This is a genomic window from Polaromonas hydrogenivorans (assembly GCF_040105105.1).
Classification (GTDB): Bacteria; Pseudomonadota; Gammaproteobacteria; order Burkholderiales; family Burkholderiaceae_C; genus Polaromonas; species Polaromonas hydrogenivorans.
In genome coordinates this window covers 2395226-2419303 of sequence record NZ_CP157675.1, presented here as the reverse complement: position 1 = coordinate 2419303, position 24078 = coordinate 2395226, and the positions used below count along the sequence as shown (strand labels likewise).

Genomic DNA, 24078 nt, shown 5'->3' with positions numbered 1-24078 from the left:
ATGCTTAAACAGCGTGTCATCACGGCCATCGTCCTGCTGGCCATCCTGCTGCCAGCCCTTTTCTACAAAACACCTGTTCCTTTCTGCGCGCTGGCCTTGCTGATGATTGCCGCCGGTGCCTGGGAATGGGGTCGCCTCAATGCTTTCGGACAAGCCGGCTCGCTTGGGCTGGCCGCGCTCTGTGTGCTGGCCTGCGGCCTGTCATGGTATGGCGGCCTGCTTGAAAAACCGCTGCCCCTTCTCTGGGCCGTTGCCGGTGCGGCCTGGGTTCTGGCGGGCGCCTGGTTGCTGCGCTGCGGTGTGGCTGGCTGGCCGCGCATTCCCAGGGCATTGCGTCTGGCGGGGGGCCTGATCGTGCTATGGCTGGCCTGGCTGGCGATTGCCCGGGCGCGTGTCATGGGCATCGAGTTGTTGCTGTCTGTCCTGATGCTGGTCTGGGTGGCCGACATTTTTGCGTATTTTGCAGGCCGCACCTTTGGTGGACGCTTCAGCAAAGGCAAACTGGCACCGTCCATCAGCCCGGGCAAAAGCTGGGAAGGCGTTTGGGGTGGCGTGGCCGGCGTGGTGGCGCTGTCGCTGGCCTGGTTTTTTTGGGGCGGCGAGACACTCTACAGCCAACTGGCGCAGCGCCATGGCCTGGCCTTGATGCTGCTGGCGGTTATCTTTCTGGCGGCCATGAGCGTGGTGGGCGATCTGGTCGAGTCCCTGGTCAAGCGCAGCGCCGGTGTCAAGGATTCCAGCGGATTGCTGCCTGGCCATGGTGGTGTGCTTGACCGCGTGGATGCCCTGCTGCCCACCTTGCCGCTGGCCATGATGCTGGTCTCTTTTTAAGCATTTACGGCCGGACCTTTATTCCATGACTCTACAAAAGCAGCGCATCACCGTTCTGGGCTCGACCGGCTCCATCGGCGTCAGCACCCTGGATGTGATTGCCCGCCATCCCGATCGTTTTGAGGTGTTTGCCCTCAGCGCCGCCACCCAGGTTGATCTGATGCTGGCGCAATGCGCGAAGTTCAAGCCGCGGTTCGCCGTGATGGTGAGCGAGCCCCATGCGCGCCTGCTGGCGGAAAAAATCAAGGCAAATGGGCTGTCTGCGCAGGTTCTATGGGCATCTGATGCTCTTGAAATGATAGCGTCACATGATTCGGTGGATGCGGTGATGGCCGCGATTGTGGGCGCTGCCGGCTTGCCGCCGTGCATGGCCGCTGCCCGGGCCGGAAAGCGCCTGCTGCTGGCCAACAAGGAGGCGCTGGTGGTGGGGGGCGACGTGTTCATGCAGGCCGTGCGCGCAGGGGGCGCCCGGCTGCTGCCGATTGACAGTGAGCATTCAGCCATTTTCCAGTCCTTGCCCGACGATCAGGCAAGCTGGCCGCAACGGGTTGAAAAAATCATCCTGACGGCGTCAGGCGGGCCGTTTCGCACCCGTGAGCCGGCCACCCTGCGCCATGTCACGCCCGACGAAGCCTGCGCGCACCCGAACTGGGTCATGGGCCGGAAAATTTCAGTCGATTCGGCCACCATGATGAACAAGGCGCTTGAAGTCATCGAGGCCAAATACCTGTTTGGCGTGACGCCGGCGCAAATCGAGGTGGTGATCCATCCGCAGAGCATCATCCATTCCATGGTGCAGTATTACGACACGTCCGTCGTGGCGCAATTGGGAACGCCCGACATGCGCGTGCCGATTGCCTACGGTCTGGCCTGGCCCGAGCGGATCAGCTCGGGCGCGCAGGCGCTGGACTTCAAAAACCTGGCCAACATGACGTTTGAAGTGCCCGATGAGGCGCGCTTTCCGGGACTGCGGCTGGCTTGGGACGTGCTCAGGGCGCCCGTGGGCAGCACGGCGGTGCTCAATGCAGCCAACGAGATTGCGGTGGCGGCTTTTCTGGACGGACGCATCCGCTTTGACCATATTCATCAGGTGAATCATGCAACTCTGGAGGCTGTTTCAGTCTCTGATGTCTTCGATATTGACGGTTTGCTGGCGCTTGACGCCCAGGCACGCCGCATAGCGGGTCAAATTGCTGGATGTCTGGAGTGTTGAAATGCTGACGCTGATTTCTTTTCTCGTGACGCTGGGCATCCTGATTGCCGTGCATGAGTACGGTCATTACCGGGTTGCTGTGGCCTGCGGTATCAAGGTGTTGAAGTTTTCTATCGGCTTTGGCAAGCCGATCTACACCTGGCGGCTCAAGAACAAGGACACCGAATTTGCCATCGGCATGCTGCCGCTGGGCGGCTACGTCAAGATGCTGGACGAGCGCGAAGCTCCGGTCGATCCCGCCGAGCGTCATCTGGCCTTCAATACCCAGCCACTGGCATCGCGCGCTGCGGTCGTGGCGGCCGGACCGCTGGCCAATCTGCTGCTGGCCGTGCTGCTGTACTCGGTGGTCAACTGGAGTGGTCTGCAGGAACCTAAGGCCGTGCTGGCCAGCCCGGTCGCGGGTTCCCTGGCTGAGCGGGCCGGACTGAACGGCCATGAAATCGTTTTGCAGGCTGCTTTTGAAGGTGAAGAACTGGAAACGGTGCGCTCGTTTGAAGACCTTCGCTGGCGCATGACGCAGGGCGCACTGGATGGCCGTGATCTGCAACTGGTGCTGGGCAACGACGTCAGCCCATCGACCCGGATCGTCGTGTTGCCGCTCAGCAAGATCGACACGGCTGAAGCCGATGCCCAATTGTTCCGGAAAATCGGCATCCTCGGTCCCTGGACCCAGCCGGTGATCGGCGAGATCATGGCGGGCAGTGCGGCTCAGAAAGCCGGGCTGCAAGCCGGCGACGTGGTCCAGCGCATCGGTGACAGGGCCATCGTTGATGGGCAGCAGTTGCGCGAAACCATCCGCACTTCTGCCCGCTCTTCAGCGGGAAATGATGGCGCTGTCATGCCGCAAGCCTGGCAGGTTTTAAGGGCTGGACAGCCCGTGGCGTTGAGTGTGACTCCGCAGATAACGCAGGAGGGCGGTGTTTCGGTCGCCCGCATAGGCGCTTACGTAGGGGCGCCCCCCGAATTTGTGACCGTGCGCTACGGACCGCTCGAGGGTTTGTGGGGCGGCGCGGTTCGCACCTGGGAAGTGTCCGTGCTGACGCTCAAGATGATGGGCAAGATGGTCATTGGCGAAGCATCGCTTAAAAATCTGAGCGGCCCGCTCACCATTGCTGATTACGCAGGCAAGTCGGTCGCCATGGGCTGGACGTCCTACCTGGTATTTCTAGCCCTGGTCAGTGTCAGTCTGGGCGTATTGAACTTGCTGCCGCTGCCGGTTCTGGACGGTGGACACCTGATGTATTATCTTTGGGAATGGGTCACCGGCCGCGGCGTGTCAGACGCCTGGATGGACCGGTTGCAGCGCGGTGGCGTTGCAATCCTGCTGGGCATGATGTGTATTGCCCTTTTCAATGATCTCACCCGGCTTGTGGGCTAACTTCCTTTCAATTCATGCAAAAGCAATTCAATCAATTCAAAGTTCGTGCTGTCTGCGCCATCGCCGCCGGTCTGTTTTTCGCCAATGCGGCCTGGGCCGTCGATCCTTTCACCGTCAGGGATATCCGGGTTGAGGGCCTGCAACGCGTCGAACCCGGCACCATCTTTGCCTCGCTGCCATTTCGTGTCGGTGAAACCTACAACGACGACAAAGGCTCAAGCGCCATTCGCGCATTGTTCGGCCTGGGCCTGTTCAAGGATGTGCGGCTTGAAGTCAGTGGCGACGTGCTGGTCGTGATTGTCGAAGAGCGTCCTACTGTGGCCGATGTGGACTTTGTCGGCACCAAGGAGTTTGACAAGGAGGTGCTGAAAAAGGCGCTTCGCGATGCCGGTATTGCCGATGGCCAGCCGTTTGACAAGGCGCTTGCCGACAAGGCCGAGCAGGAACTCAAGCGCCAGTACATCAACAAGAGCCTGTACGGTGTCGAGATCATCACCACCGTGACCCCCATCGAGCGCAACCGCGTCAACCTGACCTTCAGCGTTGTCGAGGGCGATGTCGCAAAAATCAATGAAATCCACATCACCGGCAACAAGGCCTTCAGCGAATCAACGCTGCTCGGCCTGTTTGATCTGGATACCGGTGGCTGGCTGAGCTGGTACACCAAGTCCGACCGTTATTCGCGCACCAAGCTCAATGCGGACATTGAAACGCTGCGTTCCTATTACCTGTCGCGCGGCTACCTGGAGTTCAAGGTCGATACCACCCAGGTGGCGATTTCTCCTGACAAGCAGAACATTGCGATCACCTTGAACGTCACCGAAGGTGAGCGTTTTGTCGTCTCTGGCATCAAGCTCGAAGGCAATTACCTGGGCAAGGAAGAAGAGTTCAAGTCACTGGTGACCATCAAGCCCGGCGAACCCTACAACGCCGATGCGGTGGCTGAAACCACCAAGGCCTTTACCGACTATTTTGGTGTTTTCGGATTTGCCTTTGCGAAGGTCGAAGCTGTACCGCAAATTGACCGCAGCAACAACCGCGTGGCCTTCGTGCTGCAGGCAGAACCTTCGCGCCGGGCTTATGTGCGGCGCATCAATGTATCAGGGAACAACCGAACACGCGACGAAGTCGTGCGCCGCGAGTTTCGCCAGTTCGAGTCGTCATGGTATGACGGCGACAAGATCCGCCTTTCCCGCGACCGGGTTGACCGCCTGGGATTTTTCACCGAAGTGAATGTCGAGACGCAGGAGGTCACGGGCACGTCCGACCAGGTTGACATCACGGTCAATGTGGCCGAAAAGCCGACCGGCAATCTGCAGCTGGGCGCCGGCTATTCCAGTGCGGACAGCGTCTCCCTGATGTTCGGCATCAAGCAGGAAAACGTGTTCGGCTCGGGCAACTATCTCGGTATCGAAGTCAACACCAGCAAATCGAATCGGCAACTGGTGCTGAGCACGATTGACCCTTATTTCACCGCTGATGGCATTTCACGCTCGATTGATGTCTATGACCGGACCTCCCAGCCGCTGTCAGGGCAGGGCGGCGACTACAAATTGAAGACCCGGGGCGCCAGCATCCGCTTTGGCGTGCCGTTTACCGAGACTGACACGGTTTATTTTGGTTCCGGTTACGAGTCGCTGACGATTGTTCCGGGCACCAACCTTCCGGTCAGCTACCTGGACTATGCCAACCAGTTCGGCTTCAAGAGCAACTCGATCCCGCTGACCGTCGGCTGGTCCCGCGACAGCCGTGACAGTGCATTGGTGCCCACGTCAGGGCGATACCAGAAGGTCTATGCCGACTGGGGAATTGCCGGTGACATCAAGTTCGTTCGCGCCAATTACCAGATCCAGCAATACATTCCCATCAACAAGCAGTTCACGCTGGCCCTGAACGGTGAACTGGGTTGGGGCAAGGGCCTGAATGGCCAGCCTTACCCGCTGTTCAAGAATTATTATTCTGGTGGTCTGGGTTCGGTTCGCGGTTTCCAGCAGGGTTCGCTGGGGCCTCGCGATTCCTCGGACCTGTCGGTGGGCGCGCCCAAGAAGCTGACGCTCAATGCCGAACTGATTGCACCGTTTCCAGGTGCCGGAAATGACCGTACCTTGCGTATGTACGGTTTTGTCGATGCCGGCAACGTATTCAAGGACAGCTACAAACTGAGCGGTCCGGATGGCCTCAGGGCTTCTACCGGCCTGGGCATCAGCTGGATTTCTCCAGTCGGACCGCTTCGCATTGCCTATGCAGTGCCTTTACGCAAACAAGCCGGCGATAAAATCGAACGCCTGCAATTTCAAATCGGTACCTCTTTCTAATGAAAAATTATTCAAGCAAAATCATTCTTGGCCTGGCCATTGCGGTAGCGGGTTTTTCCGCCAGTGCGCAGGAATTCAAGGTCGGTGTGGTCAACCTGGACCGAATTTTCAGGGAAGCCAATTCAGCCAAGGCTGCCCAGACCAAGCTGGAACAGGAATTCAGCAAGCGTGAAAAGGAGCTGACCGACATGGCCGCCCAGCTTAAAACGCAATCAGACAAGTTCGAGCGTGAAGCGCCCACCCTTGCAGAGAGCCAGCGCACTTCACGCCAGCGTCAACTTGTTGACCAGGACCGCACCTTCCAGACCAAGCGCCGCGAATTCCAGGAGGATCTGAGCGCGCGCAAGAATGAAGAACTGCAACTGGTCATCGAGCGCGCCAACAAGGTGGTTAAAACCCTGGCCGAAACCGAAAAATACGACCTGATCCTGCAGGAATCGGTGTATGTCAATCCAAAACATGACATCACCGACAAGGTGATCAAGGCCCTGAACGCTTCCCGCTGATTGCTGGTGGAAAGCCTACGCATGAGCGTAAAAACGGCAGGCCTGGCATGACGCTCAGGCTTGCCGACATGACTGAGTTGCTGGCGGACAAGGTGCAAGCCGAACTGGTCGGCGATCCGGAGTTGCTGATCGAGCGGCTGTCCACCCTGGAAGCCGCCGGTCCCAACGACCTGGCATTCCTCAGCCATCCGAAGTACCTCAGCCAGCTTGCGCAGTCCGCGGCCGGCTGCGTGATCGTTGCGCCGTCTGCGCGCGAAGCTGCTCTAAAGCGTGGTTCGTGCCTCGTGGTGGACGACCCCTACTATTACTTTGCGCTGGTCACACAGCTCTGGAAGCGCAAACATTTTCCAGGCGCGGCGCTAGCTGTCCATCCCGGCGCTTTCATTGATCCCGCCGCCACGATTGGCCCCAATGTCTCGATTGGGGCGTTCGCATGCATTGCCGCCGGCGCCGTGATTGGTGAAGGCGCACGCATTGCAGAGCATTGCGTCATCGGCGCGAATGCCATCATCGGCGCAAACAGCCGGCTTTCGGCGCGCGTGACGGTGGCCGACGGTTGCCGCATCGGCGAGCGCTGCATCATTCATCCGGGAGCGGTGATTGGCGCCGACGGATTCGGTTTTGCGCCGCATGACGGCCAGTGGGTCAAGATCGAGCAGCTCGGCGCCGTGCAGATTGGCAACGATGTGGAAATCGGCGCCAACACCTGCATTGACAGGGGCGCCCTGCAGGACACGGTGATTGAAGACGGTGTCAAGCTCGACAATCTGGTGCAGATTGCGCACAACGTGCGCGTTGGCAAGCACAGCGCCATGGCGGGCTGCGCGGGCGTGGCCGGCAGCGCCACGATTGGCGCGAATTGCACGGTTGGCGGCGGCGCCATTGTGCTGGGTCATCTTCGCCTGGCCGATGGCGTGCATGTCTCCGCAGCGTCCATCGTGACAAGGTCGCTGCTGAAGCCCGGCCACTACACCGGCCTGTTTCCCATCGACGACAATGCCGCCTGGGAAAAAAATGCCGCCACGCTCAAGCAGCTCCATACGCTGCGCGAACGGCTCAAACAAACTGAAAAAACCCTGCTGCAACTGCAGGGCAGCCTAGAAGAAAAACCATGATGGACATTCACCAGATTCTCAAGTTATTGCCGCATCGCTACCCGATCTTGCTGGTTGACCGGGTGCTCGAAATCGAGACCGGGAAACGCATCAAGGCGCTTAAAAACGTCACGATCAACGAGCCTTTTTTCATGGGTCATTTCCCCAAGCACCCGGTGATGCCGGGTGTGCTGATGATTGAAGCCATGGCGCAGGCGGCGGCCTTGCTGTCCTTTTCCACGCTGGGCGTGACGCCCGATGACAAGACCGTGTATTACTTTGCCGGCATTGACGGTGCGCGTTTCAAACGCCCCGTGGGGCCTGGCGACCAGTTGATCATGGATGTGGAATTGCTGCGCATGAAAGCCGGTATTTTCAAGTTCAAGGGTGTGTGCCGCGTGGGTGAAACCCTGGCCTGTGAAGCCGAACTGATGTGCACCATGCGCACCGTAGCCTGAGCACGCCCATCATGACATTGCCAGCCGCGCCTGCGGGCATTCATGCCACGGCCTTGGTCGATCCTCTGGCCCAGCTCGACAGTTCGGTGACTGTCGGGCCTTATACCGTGATTGGCCCGCATGTCAGAATCGGCGCCGGCACCACCATCGGCGCGCACTGCGTGATCGAAGGCCACACCACCATCGGCAGCGACAACCGGATTTTCCATTTCAACTCGCTGGGCGCGGTACCGCAGGACAAGAAATACGCGGGCGAGCCGTGCGAGCTGGTGATCGGCGACCGCAACACCATCCGTGAGTTTTGCAGTTTCAACATCGGCTCGCCCGGCGACCTGGGCGTCACGCGCCTGGGCGACGACAACTGGATCATGGCCTATGTGCATATCGCGCATGACTGCACCGTGGGCAACCAGACGATTTTCGCCAACAACACCACGCTGGCGGGCCATGTGCAAGTGGGCGACTGGGTGATCCTGGGCGGCTTTACCGGCGTGCATCAGTTTGTCCGGCTGGGCGCGCACAGTTTTACCGCCATCTCTTCGGTGCTGGTGGCCGACTTGCCGCCGTTTGTCATGTGCCAGGGCCAGCCGGCCGAGGCGCGCTCGATGAATTTCGAAGGCCTTCGGCGGCGCGGCTTTTCGGCCGACCGCATTTCGGCGGTCAAGGCCATGCACAAGGCGCTGTACCGCGACGGACTGACGCTGGAGCAGGCCAAGGTGCGAATCGGCGAATTGACTGAAAAGCATCCAGACTCCGCTCCGGACGTGCAGATGATGCTCTCGTTTCTAGAGCAAACCTCGCCCCGGCGCGGTATCGTTCGCTAGGGCGATGATGCCGGTGGCGCCATCTCCTCTGCCGCCCCGTGGAGAGGCGGCACCCCATATCGCCATGGTGGCGGGCGAAACCTCGGGTGATTTGCTGGCCGGCTTGCTGCTCAATGGCCTGAAGGCGCGCTGGCCGAACCTGCAGTCCGGCGGCATCGGCGGTCCGCAAATGACCCGCCAGGGTTTTGACGCCTGGTGGCCGAGCGACAAACTGGCCGTGCGCGGCTATGTCGAGGTGCTGCGCCACTACCGCGAGATTGCCGGTATCCGCGAGCAGTTGAAAAATCGGCTCTTGAGTGCTCCTGGCCAGCGCCCGGATGTCTTTATCGGCGTCGATGCGCCAGATTTCAACCTTGGACTGGAGGCGGCGCTGAAGGCTGACGGCATCAGGACGGTGCAGTTTGTCTGTCCCTCGATCTGGGCCTGGCGGGCCGACCGGGTTGAAAAAATCAGGCGAAGCGTGGACCATGTGCTGTGCATTTTTCCGTTCGAGCCGGCCTTGCTGGCCACGCACGGGATTGCGGCGACCTATGTCGGCCATCCGCTGGCCGCCGTGATTCCGATGCAGCCCGACCGCGCTGCCGCCCGGCGCACGCTGGGCCTGCAGGGCGAGGACACGGTGGTCGCCATCCTGCCGGGCAGCCGGAAATCAGAAATAGAATACCTGGCCTTGCGCTTCTTTCAGGCTGTAGCGCTTGTCCAGCAGGCGCAACCAGCTATCAAATTCATAGTTCCGGCAATTCCTGCGCTGAAAAGCCTGATCGAGCGGCTGGCCGATGAAGCCGGCGTTCGGGCCGATGTGCAGATTGTGGCGGGTCAGTCCCATGCCGTGCTGGCCGCCTGCGATGTCACCTTGATTGCCAGCGGCACCGCCACCCTGGAAGCGGCCTTGTTCAAGCGGCCGATGGTGATTGCCTACAACATGAACTGGCTGTCGTGGCAGATTATGCGGCGCAAGCAGCTGCAGCCCTGGGTTGGCCTGCCCAATATCCTGTGCCGGGATTTTGTCGTTCCCGAGCTTTTGCAGGATGCCGCCACGCCCCGGGCGCTGGCCGATGCGCTGCTGCAATGGGTCGATGCAAAATCCTCGGCACCTGAGAAAATAACTGCCGTTCAACAACGGTTTACCCAACTGCATGCCCTGCTGCAGCGAGACACGTCCCAACTGGCCACCGATGCAATCCAGAAAATCCTTGAAACCTGAGAAAACCGTCCAAACCGTCTTTTCCTGGGACTCCCCCGGACTCATGGCCGGTGTTGACGAGGCCGGGCGCGGGCCGCTGGCCGGGCCGGTCGTGGCGGCGGCCGTCATCCTTGACCCATTCAATCCCATCATGGGCCTGGCGGATTCCAAAAAACTCACCGCCCTGCGGCGTGAAAAGCTGTACGACGAAATCCAGGCCAAGGCCCTGTGCTGCTCGATTGCGCTGGCAACGGTTGAGGAAATCGACAGCCTGAATATCCTGCAGGCCACCATGCTGGCGATGAAGCGGGCCGTGGAAGGACTGCGGCTCAAGCCCAACAAGGTGCTGGTCGATGGCAACCGCCTGCCGACGCTGAAAATTCTGGCCGAAGCGATTGTCAAGGGCGATGCGCTGGTGCCCGCCATTTCGGCCGCCTCGATTCTGGCCAAGGTCTATCGCGACCGCTGGTGCGGCGACTACCACCTCCAGTACCCGCAGTACGGTTTTGCCGGCCACAAGGGTTATGGCACGGCCGAGCACCTGGCCGCCTTGCGCCAGCACGGCGCCTGCCCGCAGCACCGGCGCTCGTTCGCTCCGGTAGCGGAGGTGCTGCGGTGAGCAGCGAATTTTCCGTTCCCGTCACGCATGTTTCCTCGCGCGACAACGCCCTGATCAAGGATCTGCGCCGCCTGTCGCAGGACAACACCGCCTACCGCAAGCAGGGGCGGGTCTGGCTGGAGGGCGACCATCTGTGCCGCGCCGCGCTGGCACGAGGCCTGAAGCCAGCGATGGCCGTGTTTTCAGAGTCTTTTTGGCCTTTTGCGCATGCTGAGTGGGCACAGGCAGCTATTAAAAACATAGTAATCTCCGATGCCTTGCTGCCCGAAATCAGCGGCCTGGAATCGCCGGCGCGCATGGGCTTCGTGCTCGAACTGCCGGCTGCGCCACCCTTGCAGGCGAATGTGGCGTCAGTCATTCTGGATCGCGTGCAGGATGCCGGCAATGTCGGCTCCATCCTGCGCAGCGCGGCGGCATTTGGCTTTGGCCAGATCATTGCGCTCAAGGGAACGGCCGCGCTGTGGTCGCCTAAAGTCCTGCGAGCCGGCATGGGTGCGCATTTTGCCTTGCGCCTGGTCGAGGGGGTTGAGCCCGAAGCGCTGGACGCATTGACGGTCCCGATCGTGGTCACCAGTTCGCACCACGGCAGCTTTTTGCACCAGCAGCCGATTCCCATGCCTTGCGCCTGGGCCATGGGCCATGAAGGGCAGGGCGTCAGCGATGACCTCATGGCGCGCGCCACGCTGAAGGTTCGCATCGACCAGCCGGGCGGCGAGGAGTCCCTCAATGTGGCCGCCGCCGCAGCTATCTGCCTCTATGCCAGTGCGCTGGTTCTGTCATAAATCAGCAAGCTATAATCAGTGGCTTTTCAAAACACAGCTTCGCCCAAGCGCATACAAAGCCAACCCCATCCACAAAAGCCGCCTGCAAGCGTCTGAAAAAGACGCTTCCCTGGCACGCTTGGGCGAACCGTACACAACCGGAGAACCCAGTGCTTTTGTCTCTACAGGGAAATACCCCTCCCGCCATACTGGCGCTCGCAGACGGCACGGTCTTTATTGGCAATTCGATTGGAGCGGCCGGCTCCACGATCGGCGAGGTGGTGTTCAACACCGCCATGACCGGCTACCAGGAAATCCTCACGGACCCGAGCTATTGCCAGCAGATCGTCACCCTCACGTATCCCCACATCGGCAACTACGGCATCAATGCCGAAGACGTTGAAGCAGAAAAAGTCCATGCAGCCGGCCTGATCATCAAGGATCTGCCGCTGATTGCCTCGAACTTTCGCGCTTCCATGACCTTGTCCGAGTACCTGGTCCGCGAAAACATCGTGGCGATTGCCGGGATTGACACCCGCCAGCTGACGCGTCACCTGCGCATTCACGGCGCCCAAAATGGCTGCATCCTGGCCCTGGCGTCTGGCGCATCCGTGAGCCAGTCGGCCATCGACCAGGCCGTAGCCACCGCCAGACAGGCGCCCAGCATGGACGGCCTGGACTTGGCCAAGGTGGTCTCGACAAAACAGAGCTACGAATGGAACCAGACCGAGTGGAAACTTGGATCGGGCTACGGCGAGCAGACCGCGCCCAGATTCCATGTTGTCGCGTTTGATTTCGGCGTCAAGAAAAACATCCTGCGCATGGTCGCCGAGCGCGGCGCGCGCATCACGGTGGTGCCGGCGCAGACTTCGGCGCTAGAGGTGCTCAAGCTCAATCCCGACGGGATTTTCCTGGCCAACGGACCGGGTGATCCGCAGGCCTGCGACTACGCCATCGAGACGGTTCGCGAACTGATCGAAACCGGCATCCCGACCTTCGGCATCTGCCTGGGCCACCAGATCATGGCGCTGGCCGGCGGGGCCAAAACCTTCAAGATGAAGTTCGGCCACCACGGCGCCAACCATCCGGTCAAGGATATGGACACCGGCCGCGTCAGCATCACCAGCCAGAACCACGGTTTCGCGGTCGATGAAACAACGCTGCCGGCGAATCTGCGGCCGACGCACATCAGCCTGTTCGACGGCACGCTGCAGGGGCTGGCCCGCACCGACAAGCCGGCGTTCTGCTTCCAGGGCCACCCGGAAGCATCGCCCGGACCCCACGATATTTCATATTTGTTCGATCGTTTCACGACCTTGATGGAACAGGCTCAGGAGAAGAAGAATGCCTAAGCGCACAGACATCAAATCGGTTCTCATTATTGGCGCCGGCCCGATCATCATCGGCCAGGCCTGCGAGTTCGACTATTCCGGCGTTCAGGCCTGCAAGGCATTGCGCGAGGAAGGCTACAAGGTCATCCTGATCAACAGCAACCCGGCCACGATCATGACCGACCCGGCGACCGCCGACGTGACCTACATCGAGCCCATCACCTGGCAGACGGTGGAAAAAATCATCGCCAAGGAACGGCCTGACGCGATTTTGCCGACCATGGGCGGCCAGACCGCGCTCAACTGCGCGCTTGACTTGTGGCGCCACGGCGTGCTCGAAAAGTACCAGGTCGAGCTGATCGGCGCCAAGCCCGAGGCCATCGACAAGGCCGAGGACCGCCTGAAGTTCAAGGACGCGATGACCAAGATCGGTCTCGGTTCGGCCCGCTCCGGCATTGCGCACACCATGGAAGAAGCCTGGGGCGTGCAGAAAACGCTGGGTTTCCCGACCGTGATCCGCCCCAGCTTCACGCTGGGCGGCACCGGCGGCGGCATTGCCTACAACCCCGAAGAGTTCGAGGAAATCTGCAAGCGCGGCCTCGAAGCCTCGCCGACCAGCGAGTTGCTGATTGAAGAATCGCTGCTCGGCTGGAAAGAGTACGAGATGGAAGTGGTTCGCGACACGGCGGACAACTGCATCATCGTCTGCTCGATTGAAAACCTGGACCCGATGGGCGTGCACACCGGCGACTCGATCACCGTGGCGCCGGCCCAGACGCTGTCCGACAAGGAATACCAGATCCTGCGCAATGCGAGCCTGGCGGTGCTGCGCGAAATCGGCGTCGATACCGGCGGCTCCAACGTGCAGTTTTCCATCAATCCGGTGGATGGCCGCATGGTGGTGATCGAGATGAATCCGCGCGTGTCGCGTTCCTCGGCGCTGGCTTCCAAGGCGACGGGTTTCCCGATTGCCAAGGTCGCCGCCAAGCTGGCGGTCGGCTACACGCTCGATGAGCTGCGCAACGAAATCACCGGCGGCGCCACGCCCGCCAGCTTCGAGCCCAGCATCGACTACGTGGTCACCAAGATTCCGCGCTTTGCCTTTGAAAAATTCCCGACAGCCGATTCGCGCCTGACGACGCAGATGAAGTCGGTCGGCGAAGTCATGGCGATGGGCCGGACTTTCCAGGAATCGTTCCAGAAAGCCCTGCGCGGGCTGGAAGTCGGCGTTGACGGCATGAACGAAAAGACCCAGGACCGCGAAGTGCTGGAGAAGGAACTCGGCGCGCCGGGTCCGGACCGCATCTGGTATGTGGGCGATGCGTTTGCCATGGGGCTGAGCGTTGATGAAGTGTTTGCGCTGACCAAGATTGACCGCTGGTTCCTGGTGCAGATCGAGCAGATCGTCAAGATCGAACTCGAACTGGAAACCACGACGCTCGACAAGATCGACGCCACCACGCTGCGCGCACTGAAGCAAAAAGGCTTCTCAGACCGCCGCCTGGCCCGCCAGCTGAAAACCACCGACACCGCGATCCGTGAAAAGCGTATCGCGCTGGGCGTGCGCCCGGTTTACAAGCGCGTGGACACCTGCGCCGCCGAGTTTGAAACCAACACGGCCTACCTGTATTCGACCTACGAGGCCGAAGGCAGCGAGTGCGAAGCCGCACCGACAGACAAGAAAAAAATCATGGTGCTGGGCGGCGGACCGAACCGCATCGGCCAGGGCATCGAGTTCGATTATTGCTGCGTGCATGCCGCCATGGCGATGCGCGAGGACGGCTACGAGACCATCATGGTCAACTGCAATCCCGAGACGGTTTCGACCGACTACGACACGTCCGACCGCCTGTACTTCGAGCCGCTGACCTTAGAGGACGTGCTGGAAATCGTTGACAAGGAAAAACCGTTCGGCGTGATCGTCCAGTACGGCGGCCAGACGCCCTTGAAACTGGCGCTCGATCTGGAAGCCAACGGCGTGCCGATCATCGGCACCTCGCCCGACATGATCGATGCCGCCGAAGACCGCGAGCGTTTCCAGAAGCTGCTGCATGCGCTGGAGTTGCGCCAGCCGCCCAACGCCACCGCCCGCACCGAGCCCGAAGCGCTGGAAAAAGCTGCCGCGCTGGGTTATCCGCTGGTGGTGCGCCCCAGCTACGTGCTGGGCGGCCGCGCGATGGAAATCGTCCATGAGCAGCGCGACCTGGAGCGCTACATGCGCGAAGCCGTCAAGGTCAGCCATGACTCGCCGGTGCTGCTGGACCGCTTTTTGAACGATGCCATCGAGTGCGATGTGGATTGCATCCGCGATGCCGAAGGCAAGACCTTCATCGGCGGCGTGATGGAGCACATCGAGCAGGCCGGCGTTCACAGCGGCGACTCGGCCTGTTCGCTGCCGCCGTATTCGCTGAGCGCCGCGACGGTGACAGAGATCAAGCGCCAGACTGCCGCCATGGCCGAAGCGCTGAATGTGGTCGGGCTGATGAATGTGCAGTTCGCGATCCAGAACATCGACGGCCTGGATGTCATCTACGTATTGGAAGTCAATCCGCGCGCATCCCGCACCGTGCCTTTCGTCAGCAAGGCCACCGGCATCCAGCTGGCCAAGGTCGCTGCGCGCTGCATGGTCGGACAGTCGCTGGCGTCGCAAGGCGTCGTCCATGAAGTCACGCCGCCTTATTTCAGCGTCAAGGAGGCGGTGTTCCCCTTCGTCAAGTTCCCCGGCGTGGACACGATTCTCGGCCCCGAGATGAAATCCACCGGCGAAGTCATGGGCGTCGGCAAGACCTTTGGCGAGGCGTTCGTGAAGTCGCAAATCGGTGCTGGCACCAAGCTGCCGACCTCTGGCAAAGTCTTCCTGACGGTCAAGAACAACGACAAGGCGCGTGCCGTGGAAGTGGCGCGTGCGCTGGCCGAACTCAAGTTCGAACTGGTGGCCACCAAGGGTACGGCAGCGGCCATCAACGCCGCCGGCATTGCCTGCGGCATCGTCAACAAGGTGACCGAAGGCCGGCCGCATGTGGTGGACATGATCAAGAACAACGGGATTGCGCTGGTCATCAACACCGTCGAGGAGCGGCGCAATGCGATTGCCGATTCGCGGCAGATCCGCACCTCGGCGCTGCTGGCCCGCGTGACGACCTTCACCACCATTGCCGGCGCCGAAGCGGCTGTCGAGGGCATGAAGTACCTGGACAACCTGAGCGTGTATTCGATTCAGGAACTGCACGCCCAACTGGCTGCGCAGGCAGCCTGACGATCAGGCTAAACACCGGGTCGATCCGGCCGAACTTGGATTAAACTTAAAGTTCAGGTCGATTCAATATGCCGCTGCCAGGTGACTGGTGGCGGTTTCGCATTTTGCAGGACATAAAACATGGCAACCTTACCCATCACCAAGCGCGGCGCAGAAAAACTGAAGGCCGAATTGCACAACCTCAAGACGGTTCAGCGTCCCTGGGTCATCAACGCGATTTCCGAAGCCCGGGCCCAGGGCGACCTGAGCGAAAACGCCGAATATGAAGTCGCCAAGGACCGCCAGGGCTTCATCGAAGGCCGCATCCAGGAAATCGAGGGCAAGCTGTCCGCCGCCCAGGTGATTGACCCGACCACCTTCGAGACGGGCACCCGCGTGGTGTTTGGCTCGACCGTCAAGCTCGAAGACGAAGCCACGGGCGACAGCGTGACCTACCAGATCGTCGGTGAAGACGAGGCCGACATCAAGCTCGGACTGGTCAACATCGGCTCGCCGATTGCCCGCGCATTGATCGGCAAGGACGAGGGCGACAGCGCCGAGGTGCAGGCGCCCGGCGGCATCCGGCGCTACGAAATCGTGACCGTCCTCTACATCTGATGCATCCGCCCCTGCGTCAGCGCATTGGCTTGCTGGCGGCCGCGCTCTGGTGGGGCAGCCTGACGGCGCTGGGTTTTGTCATCGTACCGATGCTGTTCATGCACCTGGGCAGTCCAGCAGCGGCCGGCGCCATGGCCGCCAGGCTCTTTGGCGCACAAACCTGGATCAGCACCGGCTGCACCTTGCTGCTGCTCTTGGTTTCTAAGAAAAAAGACGGTTTTGCGCAAGCTGCACAAGCACAAGCAGCTATGAAATTCATAGTCGCCGGGATGTTGCTGGCCTTGCTGGTCGAGTTTGGCGTGGCGCCGAGCATTGTCAGTGCGCGCGCTGATGGCGGCAATCTCAGGCTCTGGCACGGCCTGGGCAGCGCCCTGCTGCTGGGCCAGTGGCTGTGCGCCGGGTTCACGCTCTGGAGCCTGACCGCCCGGTCGGACCGGTAACGGTCAACGCGGATTAAAACCGCGCCGGGTCAGGTGTTTTACCCGCTTTCAGCCGCGTTCAGCCGCTTCCAGCGTATTGACCAGCAGCATCGTGATGGTCATCGGACCGACGCCGCCGGGCACCGGCGTGATGTAGCCGGCGACTTCTCTCACGCCGTCAAAGTCCACATCGCCGCAGAGCTTGCCTTCTTCGTTGCGGTTCATGCCGACGTCGATCACCACCGCGCCGGGCTTGACCATGTCGGCTCTCAAGACGTTGCGCTTGCCCACGGCGGCGACGATCACGTCGGCCTGCAGCGTCATGGCTTTCAGGTCGGCGGTCGCGCTGTGGCAGATGGTCACGGTGGCGTTTTTCTGCAGCAGCATCAGCGCCATCGGCTTGCCGACGATGTTGCTGCGGCCAATGACGACGGCATGCTTGCCGCGCAGGTCGTAGCCGATGCTCTCCAGCATCTTCATGCAGCCATAAGGCGTGCAGGGCCAGAAACCGGGCTGGCCGACCATCAGCGCGCCGGCGCTGCCGACGTGAAAACCGTCCACATCCTTGGCCGGTGAAATCGCCTCGATGACCTTTTGCGCATCGATATGAGCCGGCAGCGGCAGCTGCACCAGGATGCCGTGAATCGCCGGGTCATTGTTCAGGGCGTCTACGCGGGCCAGCAGATCGGCTTCGCTCATTTCGGCCGGGTAGCGCTCCAGCACTGAATGCAGGCCGTTGTCTTCGCAAGCCTTGACCTTGTTGCGCACATACACCTGGCTGGCCGGGTTGTCGCCGACCAGGACCACGGCTAGGCCGGGGGTGATGCCGCGCGCGCGCAGGGCGCTGGCGCGTTGGGCGACTTCGGTTCGCAGTTGCCGGGAAAGGGCGTTGCCGTCAATGAGTTGAGCCGTCATGATTTTGAATTTTCAAGTAAAAAAGCCCGTTAGCGCAGGTGCTACGGGCATGAGGTGCTATTAAAAAAGGAGTGTTGGCGGGGCGTCAGGCTTTGGGGGCGCTGGAGCCCAAGGCGATTTTCAGCAGGTCCGCCACGGTATTGGCATTGAGTTTTTCCATGATGTTGGCGCGGTGCGCCTCGACGGTCTTGATGCTGATGCCCAGGTCGTCGGCAATCTGCTTGTTCAGGCGGCCGGCGACGATGCGGTCAAGCACCTGCGCTTCGCGCGAGGTGAGCTTGGCCAGCAAGGCATCGCGGCTGGCTGATTGCTGGTGATCGTTGAAGGCGTCCCTGGCCTGCGCCAGCATGCGTTCGACCAGATCGACCAGCGCGTCCTCCTGGAATGGCTTCTGGATGAAATCCATCGCGCCTTTTTTCATGGTGTCCACCGCCATCGGGACATCGCCGTGGCCGGTGATGAAGACGATGGGAAGCGGCGACTTGCGCTCCAGCAGGCGGTCCTGCAACTCAAGCCCGGTCATGCCGCCCATGCGGATATCGACAATCAGGCAGGCCACTTCACGCGCGTCGTAGCGGCTCAGAAAGGTTTCGGCCGAGTCGAAGCAGCGTACCCGATAGTCCTTGCCTTCGAGCAGCCATTGCAGTGAGTCGCGCACGCCTTCGTCATCATCAACGACATAGACCGTACCTTTTTTGGGAATCAAACTCATGCCTTGCTTTCTTCGTAAACTTTGATTGAAAAAATGGTGGAGTTTTTCACTGCGGCCCCGCAGCTTCGGCGGCTATGGTATTGGTAGCAGACACTGCCGGTGAAATCAGGGGAGTTACCGGAATCCAGAAGGTAAACCGGCACCCGACCACTTCGTCGCCATTGTAGAGGTTCACCGCCTCCAGCCTGCCATGGTGAGATTCGACGATGCTGCGGCACAGTTTCAGGCCAATGCCCATGCCCTCGGCCTTGGTCGAGTAGAAGGCTTCGAACAGGCGTTCCATCACTTCAGGCGACAGGCCCCGACCCGAGTCGAGTACCGAGAACTCCACCACGCCTTGCCCATCAATCTGCTTGGGCACCACCTGCAGTTCAACATGGCGCTGGGCCGTTGGCCGATGCGACTGGGCAATCGACTCGGCCGCATTTTTCATCAGGTTGATCAACACCTGCTCAATCAGAATCCGATCCACCATCAGGTCGGGAAGGCGGGCGGCGATGTAGTGGGTCAGGCGCACATGATGGCGCCTGAGTTCAATCTCGGCCAGTTCCATGGCGTTGCTGACGAGGGTCGCCACATCGGCCGAGGTGCGGTTGGGCTCGCTGCGTTTCACAAAGGCGCGGATGCGCTGGATGATCTGCCCGGCGCGCCAGGCCTGCTTGGCAGTTTTTTCCAGTGCCACCAGCAGGTCGTCATTGCTGATCTGGTTGGCCTTGATGCGCGAGACCATGCCGTTGCAATAGTTGTTGATAGCGGTCAGCGGCTGGTTCAACTCGTGCGCCACGCTGGACGCCATTTCGCCCATGGTGATCAGGCGGCTGGCGTTCTGGGCGCGTTCGTTTTGCTGGGCGGCTTGCTCCTCGGCATGGCGGCGCGGCGTGATGTCGGTGGCAATCACCATCTGCGCCAGGCGGCCATCGACCCAGGTCAGGTAACGCGAACGCACTTCCAGCCATTTGGCCAGCTCGGGCACGAAGATTTCGGCATTTGCCGTCTGGGCGCCGGTCAGTGAATCGGTCGGAAAACCGGCCATGTTGTCCACCGCATCCAGCGCATCGCCGGTCGGTGCAAAGGCGGGCACACCGGCCTGGGCAATCAGGTTCACATGGCCAGAAACCTGGCCGCCAAACCAGGAGCGGTACAGCTTGTTGGCAAACAGCAGCTCCTCGCTGCCCAGCGGCGCCACCGACACGGCGGCGTCCAGCCCTTCGAGCACGGTGGTGAAGCGCTCGTAAGAGGCGGTGAGTTCTTCGCGGATTCGCTTGGGCTCGGTGATGTCGGTCATCGACGTCATCCAGCCGGTTTGCTGGCCGTGCGGATCAATCAGCGGCGACACATACATGCGGGCGTCAAAAATATTGCCGTTCTTGCGCTTGACCCGGACTTCAAAGCCGCCGGGCGGTGTCCGGCCCTGCAACTCGTCCTCCAGCCGGGCCGTCAGTGTGTCCACTTCCGACTCGGGCCAGTGGGGAAAAGGGGCGGTGCAGCCGACCAGCTCGTCTTCATTCAGGCCGGTCATCTGGCAAAAAGCCGGGTTGACATAGGTGATGCGGCCCTGCAGGTCCAGTGCGCGCATGCCGGTCAGCATGGAGTTCTCCATGGCGCGGCGAAAGTGGGTTTCGGTCAGCAGCGCTTCCTGGGCCTGGACCCGGCGGCGGGTATGGCGCCAGTTGCCCAGCAGCATCCACACGGTCAGCGCGCTGAGCGCGCTGACCAGCCAGAAAAAGCCGCTGCCGACCAGGCCCTGCGAGGCGCGGTAGCCCTCGGCGCGTATCAAGAGGCCATTGCCCACGGGAGATACCGGAATTTCGTATTTGGCCGCGCCTTCTGCCCAGGGCAGCAACTGCGCGGCGCCCTTGCGGGGCGGCGGCAGGTTGCCGGCCAGCACCACCTCTTTGTCATCGACCAGCGCGACGGCATACTTGGCCGTGATTTCAGTCGGAATGCCAAAGCGCAGAAGGCCGTCCACCGAATACTCGCCCATGATGACGCCGGCAAATTTCCCCTGGTCATCAAGCGGCACCTGCAGCTGCAGGCTGGCTGCGTTGTAGCGGCGCGTGTCCTGCGCGATCAGCGGCCGGGAGTAAACCGGCTGCCGCAGGTCGCGTGCCAGCTCGTAAGTGCCATCCGTTTCACCCACCGTGAGCTGTTCGCCGACCATGCGCGGCCCGATGGCATTGGCGCTGGATGAAACATAAGACGCCTTGATGCGCCGCTTGCTGTCAATCCAGCTGATGGCCATCAGTTCCGGGTTCTGGTTCACCAGTGCTTCGGCCTGGACGAGGAACTCTTCGGTGTCGATCTGGCTGTTGGACACATCCCGGCCAATCCGCATCAACTGCTCCTGCCGCTCCAGCAGGCGCAGCCTCAGGCGTTGCTGGGCGTATTCCACGTCACGCGTGACCGCCTGCTGTTCGCGGTCTATCTCTTCGATGCGCAGGTAGCCGAAAGCGGCAATGACGGCCGCCAGAAAAAGGATGACCGAAAACAGCGGGCCGAGCGCGATAAAACGGTCCTGCCGGGAAGGTGATTGCCGGCGCCACCAGCGTCGCCACAAAGCCATGGACGCAGGGCTGGCCGCAGCGTCAGCAGTTGGGGAAATTGGGAACTGGGGCATAGGAAAAGCTGTGCATTTTAAATGAAATGCCTTTATAGGGCACAGGCAGACCTGGTTTCATCAGTCCAATGTAAGACAGGCATGCTTTGGTTTTTGGCGACAAATCAAGTTAAACAGGATTTAATTTTCATAATATAAAATCATCAAGCACTATTTGAAATTTTCAAATAATTGTGGGAAACTAGAGGCTTAAACCTGATTTGGGTTTAAAAACACGTCCTAGACGTACCCCTGCGCGCTGGCTGAAGTACGGCCTGCGTTGAAAACATCAAGCGAAGAAGATTTATTCAGGAGACAACATGGCAGCCAATCCCGACGAAACCCAACAAGCCGGTATCCCCAATGCGGGTTCCAGCAATACGCAAGACAACGACACGCAGGAGACGCGCGAGTGGATGGATGCGCTGTCCGCGGTCATTGAAAGTGAAGGGCCTGAACGCGCTCACTTCCTGCTTGAGCAACTGCTCGAACATGCCCGCCAGAAGAGCATCGACATGCCCTTTTCGGCCAACACGGGTTATGTCAACTCGATTGAAACCGACCAGGAAGAGCGCTCGCCCGGCAACCTGCTGATCGAGCAGCGGCTGCGCGCCTACATGCGCTGGAACGCCATGATCATGGTGGTCAAGGCCAACCGCCTGCACCCGGCCGATGGCGGCGACCTCGGCGGGCACATTGGCTCGTTTGCCTCGCTGGCCAGCCTGTTTGGCGCCGGTTTCAACCATTTCTGGCACGCCGAGAGCGAAAACCACGGCGGCGACTGCCTCTATATTCAGGGCCATGTGTCGCCCGGCGTCTATGCCCGTGCCTACCTGGAAGGCCGCCTGAGCGAAGAGCAGCTGCTCAATTTCCGCCAGGAAGTCGATGGCAAGGGCCTGTCGAGCTATCCGCATCCCAAGCTGATGCCCAATTTCTGGCAGTTCCCGACCGTGTCCATGGGCCTTGGCCCGCTGATGGCGATTTACCAGGCTCGTTTCCTGAAATACCTGCACGCGCGCGGCATTGCCAACACCGAAAACCGCAAGGTCTGGGTGTTCTGCGGCGACGGCGAAATGGACGAGGTCGAATCGCTGGGCGCCATTGGCCTGGCGGCGCGTGAAAACCTCGACAACCTGGTGTTCGTCATCAACTGCAACCTGCAGCGCCTCGATGGCCCGGTGCGCGGCAACAGCAAGATCATCCAGGAACTCGAAGGCGAATTCCGCGGTGCCGGCTGGAACGTCATCAAGCTGATCTGGGGCAGTGGCTGGGATCCGCTGCTGGCGCGCGACAAGGATGGCGCGCTGCGCAAGATCATGATGGAGTGCAACGACGGCGACTACCAGTCGTTCAAGGCCAACGACGGCGCCTATGTCCGCAAGCATTTCTTCGGCCGCGACCCGCGCACGCTGGAGATGGTTGCCAACATGAGCGACGACGACATCTGGAAGCTGAGCCGGGGCGGCCACGATTCGCAAAAGGTCTATGCCGCTTTCCATTCGGCCGTCAACCACACCGGCCAGCCCACCGTGCTCCTGATCAAGACCGTCAAGGGCTTTGGCATGGGCAAGATCGGCGAGGGCAAGAACAATGTCCACCAGACCAAGAAGCTCGGGGACGAGGACATCAAGGCCTTCCGCGACCGTTTCAACATCCCGATTCCAGACAGCCAGCTGGCCGAACTGCCGTTCTACAAGCCGGCCGACGACACGCCTGAAATGCAGTACCTGCACGAGCGGCGCAAGGCCCTGGGCGGCTACCTGCCGCACCGCCGCACCAAGGCGGACGAGAGCTTCACCGTGCCCGCCCTGGAAACTTTCAAGGCGGTGATGGACCCCACGCCAGAAGGCCGCGAAATCTCGACCACCCAGGCCTATGTGCGCTTTCTCACGCAACTGCTGCGCGACCAGGCGCTCGGCCCGCGCGTCGTGCCCATCCTGGTCGATGAAGCCCGCACCTTCGGCATGGAAGGGCTGTTCCGCCAGATCGGCATCTACAACCCGGCAGGCCAGCAATACACCCCGGTCGATAAAGACCAGGTGATGTATTACAAGGAAGACAAGAAGGGCCAGATCCTGCAGGAAGGCATCAACGAAGCCGGCGGCATGAGCAGCTGGATCGCGGCGGCAACCTCGTACAGCACCAACAACCGCATCATGGTGCCGTTCTACGTGTACTACTCGATGTTCGGTTTCCAGCGCATCGGCGACCTGGCCTGGGCGGCGGGCGACATGCAGGCGCGCGGCTTTTTGCTCGGCGGCACCTCGGGCCGCACCACGCTGAACGGCGAAGGCCTGCAGCACGAAGACGGCCACAGCCATATCCTGGCCGGCACGATTCCGAACTGCATCAGCTACGACCCGACCTTTGCGCATGAAGTCGGCGTGATCCTGCACCACGGCCTCAAGCGCATGGTCGAAAAGCAGGAGAACGTGTATTTCTACATCACGCTGCTGAACGAAAACTACGCCATGCCGGGCCTGAAAGCCGGCACCGAAGAGCAGATCATCAAGGGCATGTATTTGTGCAAGGAAGGCCCCAAGCTGGCGCCCACCGTGCAGTTGCTCGGTTCGGGCACCATCCTGCGCGAATCGATTGCCGCGCAGGAACTGCTGGAAAAAGAGTGGGGCGTTGCCGCCAACGTGTGGAGCTGCCCAAGCTTCAATGAACTGGCGCGCGATGGCCAGAACGCCGAGCGCTGGAACCTGCTGCATCCGATGGAGACGCCGCGTGTTTCCTTTGTAGCCGAACAACTTGAAGCCTTTGCCGGCCCGGTGGTCGCTTCAACCGACTACATGAAGGCCTATGCCGAACAGATCCGCTCCTATATTCCCAAGGGCCGTACCTACAAGGTGCTGGGCACCGACGGTTTTGGCCGCAGCGATTTCCGCAGCAAGCTGCGCGAGCATTTCGAGATCAACCGCCACTACATCGTGGTAGCGGCCCTCAAGGCGCTCAGCGAAGAAGGCACGGTGCCGGTCGCCAAGGTGGCCGAAGCCATCCAGAAGTACGGCATCAATGCCGACAAGATCAATCCGCTTTACGCTTGACGTAAAACTAATCCCAAGAC

Annotated in this window: 19 protein-coding genes; 16 read left to right on the top strand and 3 right to left on the bottom strand. The window is 60.8% G+C overall.

Features of this window, described 5'->3' with window-relative positions; genetic code table 11:
- The 15 genes from ABLV49_RS11580 (at nucleotide 1) to ABLV49_RS11510 (ending at nucleotide 16806) form a co-directional block, all read left to right on the top strand.
- Nucleotides 1–831, top strand: a complete 831-nt coding sequence (locus ABLV49_RS11580; RefSeq protein ID WP_349276562.1) for a phosphatidate cytidylyltransferase — start codon at nucleotides 1–3, stop codon at nucleotides 829–831.
- A 25-nt stretch (nucleotides 832–856) separates the two neighbouring features.
- Complete coding sequence (ispC, locus tag ABLV49_RS11575; RefSeq protein ID WP_349276561.1) at nucleotides 857–2044, top strand: 1-deoxy-D-xylulose-5-phosphate reductoisomerase; 1188 nt, start codon at nucleotides 857–859, stop codon at nucleotides 2042–2044.
- A gap of 1 nt (nucleotide 2045) precedes the next feature.
- Nucleotides 2046–3422 (top strand): RIP metalloprotease RseP, encoded by a 1377-nt coding sequence (gene rseP / locus ABLV49_RS11570; RefSeq protein WP_349276560.1) that lies wholly within the window; start codon nucleotides 2046–2048, stop codon nucleotides 3420–3422.
- Nucleotides 3423–3436: 14 nt separating this feature from the next.
- Entirely contained in the window at nucleotides 3437–5737 is a 2301-nt protein-coding gene (gene bamA / locus ABLV49_RS11565) for an outer membrane protein assembly factor BamA (RefSeq protein ID WP_349276559.1), read from the top strand.
- A complete protein-coding gene (locus ABLV49_RS11560; RefSeq protein WP_349276557.1) occupies nucleotides 5737–6243 on the top strand; it encodes an OmpH family outer membrane protein in 507 nt (168 codons plus the stop codon). Before bamA ends, ABLV49_RS11560 begins: the two co-directional genes overlap by 1 nt.
- Nucleotides 6244–6290: 47 nt before the next feature.
- The gene (gene lpxD, locus ABLV49_RS11555; RefSeq protein WP_349276556.1) at nucleotides 6291–7358 is read left to right on the top strand and encodes a UDP-3-O-(3-hydroxymyristoyl)glucosamine N-acyltransferase; all 1068 of its coding nucleotides are present in this window, start codon (nucleotides 6291–6293) and stop codon (nucleotides 7356–7358) included.
- Nucleotides 7355–7795, top strand: a complete 441-nt coding sequence (gene fabZ / locus ABLV49_RS11550; protein ID WP_349276554.1) for a 3-hydroxyacyl-ACP dehydratase FabZ — start codon at nucleotides 7355–7357, stop codon at nucleotides 7793–7795. The genes lpxD and fabZ overlap by 4 nt, the downstream gene beginning before the upstream one ends.
- A gap of 11 nt (nucleotides 7796–7806) precedes the next feature.
- On the top strand, nucleotides 7807–8619 hold the full coding sequence (gene lpxA, locus ABLV49_RS11545) for an acyl-ACP--UDP-N-acetylglucosamine O-acyltransferase (RefSeq protein ID WP_349276553.1): 813 nt from the start codon (nucleotides 7807–7809) through the stop codon (nucleotides 8617–8619).
- Between the two features lie 64 nt (nucleotides 8620–8683).
- On the top strand, nucleotides 8684–9823 hold the full coding sequence (lpxB, locus tag ABLV49_RS11540) for a lipid-A-disaccharide synthase (RefSeq protein ID WP_349281683.1): 1140 nt from the start codon (nucleotides 8684–8686) through the stop codon (nucleotides 9821–9823).
- The gene (gene rnhB, locus ABLV49_RS11535) at nucleotides 9795–10421 is read left to right on the top strand and encodes a ribonuclease HII (RefSeq protein ID WP_349276552.1); all 627 of its coding nucleotides are present in this window, start codon (nucleotides 9795–9797) and stop codon (nucleotides 10419–10421) included. Before lpxB ends, rnhB begins: the two co-directional genes overlap by 29 nt.
- Nucleotides 10418–11203, top strand: a complete 786-nt coding sequence (locus tag ABLV49_RS11530) for a TrmH family RNA methyltransferase (protein WP_349276551.1) — start codon at nucleotides 10418–10420, stop codon at nucleotides 11201–11203. The genes rnhB and ABLV49_RS11530 overlap by 4 nt, the downstream gene beginning before the upstream one ends.
- Nucleotides 11204–11352: 149 nt before the next feature.
- A complete protein-coding gene (carA, locus tag ABLV49_RS11525; RefSeq protein WP_349276550.1) occupies nucleotides 11353–12534 on the top strand; it encodes a glutamine-hydrolyzing carbamoyl-phosphate synthase small subunit in 1182 nt (393 codons plus the stop codon).
- The gene (gene carB, locus ABLV49_RS11520) at nucleotides 12527–15769 is read left to right on the top strand and encodes a carbamoyl-phosphate synthase large subunit (protein WP_349276549.1); all 3243 of its coding nucleotides are present in this window, start codon (nucleotides 12527–12529) and stop codon (nucleotides 15767–15769) included. Before carA ends, carB begins: the two co-directional genes overlap by 8 nt.
- A 120-nt stretch (nucleotides 15770–15889) precedes the next feature.
- Nucleotides 15890–16366, top strand: a complete 477-nt coding sequence (gene greA / locus ABLV49_RS11515) for a transcription elongation factor GreA (protein ID WP_011801167.1) — start codon at nucleotides 15890–15892, stop codon at nucleotides 16364–16366.
- A complete protein-coding gene (locus ABLV49_RS11510; RefSeq protein WP_349276548.1) occupies nucleotides 16366–16806 on the top strand; it encodes a DUF4149 domain-containing protein in 441 nt (146 codons plus the stop codon). The genes greA and ABLV49_RS11510 overlap by 1 nt, the downstream gene beginning before the upstream one ends.
- A gap of 48 nt (nucleotides 16807–16854) precedes the next feature.
- On the opposite strand, the gene folD is transcribed toward ABLV49_RS11510, so the two are convergent.
- From folD to ABLV49_RS11495, 3 genes are all read right to left on the bottom strand, one after another.
- The gene (gene folD, locus ABLV49_RS11505) at nucleotides 16855–17700 is read right to left on the bottom strand and encodes a bifunctional methylenetetrahydrofolate dehydrogenase/methenyltetrahydrofolate cyclohydrolase FolD (protein ID WP_349276547.1); all 846 of its coding nucleotides are present in this window, start codon (nucleotides 17698–17700) and stop codon (nucleotides 16855–16857) included.
- An 85-nt stretch (nucleotides 17701–17785) separates the two neighbouring features.
- Nucleotides 17786–18412, bottom strand: coding sequence for a response regulator transcription factor (locus ABLV49_RS11500; protein WP_349276546.1), 627 nt, complete (start codon nucleotides 18410–18412; stop codon nucleotides 17786–17788).
- A gap of 46 nt (nucleotides 18413–18458) precedes the next feature.
- Complete coding sequence (locus ABLV49_RS11495; protein ID WP_415838211.1) at nucleotides 18459–21029, bottom strand: PAS domain S-box protein; 2571 nt, start codon at nucleotides 21027–21029, stop codon at nucleotides 18459–18461.
- 299 nt (nucleotides 21030–21328) lie between these two features.
- Here ABLV49_RS11495 and aceE point away from each other — a divergent pair, with 299 nt between their 5' ends.
- Nucleotides 21329–24058: a pyruvate dehydrogenase (acetyl-transferring), homodimeric type gene (gene aceE / locus ABLV49_RS11490; RefSeq protein WP_349276544.1), complete on the top strand. Its 2730-nt coding sequence runs from the start codon at nucleotides 21329–21331 to the stop codon at nucleotides 24056–24058.
- Nucleotides 24059–24078 lie beyond the last annotated feature (20 nt).